Origin of the sequence: Citrobacter sp. wls708 (assembly GCF_005281255.1) — a bacterium.
GTDB lineage: Bacteria > Pseudomonadota > Gammaproteobacteria > Enterobacterales > Enterobacteriaceae > Citrobacter > Citrobacter werkmanii.
Genome location: NZ_SZXE01000042.1, coordinates 1 through 2,732 on the forward strand (window position 1 = coordinate 1; position 2,732 = coordinate 2,732).

Consider the following 2,732-nt stretch of genomic DNA (forward strand, 5'->3'; position numbering starts at 1 on the left):
GTGCTCACACAGATTGTCTGATGAAAATTGAATAGCAAGGCGTCTTGCGATTGAGACTTCAGTGTCCCCTTCGTCTAGAGGCCCAGGACACCGCCCTTTCACGGCGGTAACAGGGGTTCGAATCCCCTAGGGGACGCCACTTGCTGGTTCGTGAGTGAAAGACGCGCACCCTGATATCTCAAAACTCATCTTCGGGTGATGTTTGAGATATTTGCTCTTTAAAAATCTGGATCAAGCTGAAAATTGAAACGACACACTGTGTCTGTTCTCCGTAATAAGAACAGATAAAAGGTGTGTTCGAGTCTCTCAAATTTTCGCAATCAGAAGTGAAACATCTTCGGGTTGTGAGGTTAAGCGACTAAGCGTACACGGTGGATGCCCTGGCAGTCAGAGGCGATGAAGGACGTGCTAATCTGCGATAAGCGCCGGTAAGGTGATATGAACCGTTATAACCGGCGATTTCCGAATGGGGAAACCCAGTGTGATTCGTCACACTATCATTACGTGAATACATAGCGTAATGAAGCGAACCGGGGGAACTGAAACATCTAAGTACCCCGAGGAAAAGAAATCAACCGAGATTCCCCCAGTAGCGGCGAGCGAACGGGGAGCAGCCCAGAGTCTGAATCAGCATGTGTGTTAGTGGAACGGTCTGGAAAGTCCGACGGTACAGGGTGATAGTCCCGTACACAAAAACGCATGTGTTGTGAACTCGAAGAGTAGGGCGGGACACGTGGTATCCTGTCTGAATATGGGGGGACCATCCTCCAAGGCTAAATACTCCTGACTGACCGATAGTGAACCAGTACCGTGAGGGAAAGGCGAAAAGAACCCCGGCGAGGGGAGTGAAAAAGAACCTGAAACCGTGTACGTACAAGCAGTGGGAGCACCTTCGGGTGTGACTGCGTACCTTTTGTATAATGGGTCAGCGACTTATATTCTGTAGCAAGGTTAACCGTATAGGGGAGCCGAAGGGAAACCGAGTCTTAACTGGGCGTTAAGTTGCAGGGTATAGACCCGAAACCCGGTGATCTAGCCATGGGCAGGTTGAAGGTTGGGTAACACTAACTGGAGGACCGAACCGACTAATGTTGAAAAATTAGCGGATGACTTGTGGCTGGGGGTGAAAGGCCAATCAAACCGGGAGATAGCTGGTTCTCCCCGAAAGCTATTTAGGTAGCGCCTCGTGAACTCATCTTCGGGGGTAGAGCACTGTTTCGGCTAGGGGGTCATCCCGACTTACCAACCCGATGCAAACTGCGAATACCGAAGAATGTTATCACGGGAGACACACGGCGGGTGCTAACGTCCGTCGTGAAGAGGGAAACAACCCAGACCGCCAGCTAAGGTCCCAAAGTCATGGTTAAGTGGGAAACGATGTGGGAAGGCACAGACAGCCAGGATGTTGGCTTAGAAGCAGCCATCATTTAAAGAAAGCGTAATAGCTCACTGGTCGAGTCGGCCTGCGCGGAAGATGTAACGGGGCTAAACCATGCACCGAAGCTGCGGCAGCGACACTATGTGTTGTTGGGTAGGGGAGCGTTCTGTAAGCCGTTGAAGGTGGCCTGTGAGGGTTGCTGGAGGTATCAGAAGTGCGAATGCTGACATAAGTAACGATAATGCGGGTGAAAAACCCGCACGCCGGAAGACCAAGGGTTCCTGTCCAACGTTAATCGGGGCAGGGTGAGTCGACCCCTAAGGCGAGGCCGAAAGGCGTAGTCGATGGGAAACAGGTTAATATTCCTGTACTTGGTGTTACTGCGAAGGGGGGACGGAGAAGGCTATGTTGGCCGGGCGACGGTTGTCCCGGTTTAAGCATGTAGGCGGAGGTTCCAGGTAAATCCGGTACCTTTTAACGCTGAGGTGTGATGACGAGGCACTACGGTGCTGAAGTGACAAATGCCCTGCTTCCAGGAAAAGCCTCTAAGCATCAGGTAACACGAAATCGTACCCCAAACCGACACAGGTGGTCAGGTAGAGAATACCAAGGCGCTTGAGAGAACTCGGGTGAAGGAACTAGGCAAAATGGTGCCGTAACTTCGGGAGAAGGCACGCTGATAGGTAGGTGAAGTGATTTACTCATGGAGCTGAAATCAGTCGAAGATACCAGCTGGCTGCAACTGTTTATTAAAAACACAGCACTGTGCAAACACGAAAGTGGACGTATACGGTGTGACGCCTGCCCGGTGCCGGAAGGTTAATTGATGGGGTTATCCGTAAGGAGAAGCTCTTGATCGAAGCCCCGGTAAACGGCGGCCGTAACTATAACGGTCCTAAGGTAGCGAAATTCCTTGTCGGGTAAGTTCCGACCTGCACGAATGGCGTAATGATGGCCAGGCTGTCTCCACCCGAGACTCAGTGAAATTGAACTCGCTGTGAAGATGCAGTGTACCCGCGGCAAGACGGAAAGACCCCGTGAACCTTTACTATAGCTTGACACTGAACACTGGTCCTTGATGTGTAGGATAGGTGGGAGGCTTTGAAGTGTGGACGCCAGTCTGCATGGAGCCGTCCTTGAAATACCACCCTTTAATGGCTGGTGTTCTAACGTGGGCCCGTAATCCGGGTTGCGGACAGTGTCTGGTGGGTAGTTTGACTGGGGCGGTCTCCTCCCAAAGAGTAACGGAGGAGCACGAAGGTTAGCTAATCCTGGTCGGACATCAGGAGGTTAGTGCAAAGGCATAAGCTAGCTTGACTGCGAGAGTGACGGCTCGAGCAGGTGCGAAAGCAGG

1 tRNA gene and 1 rRNA gene are annotated in these 2,732 nt (G+C 51.8%); both read left to right on the forward strand.

From position 1 onward, the window contains the following. The first annotated feature begins 63 nt into the window (after positions 1 to 63). Positions 64 to 139 (forward strand) — tRNA-Glu (locus FDW97_RS21265). A gap of 209 nt (positions 140 to 348) precedes the next feature. After that, a 23S ribosomal RNA gene (locus FDW97_RS21270) occupies positions 349 to 2,732 on the forward strand; the annotation flags it as partial.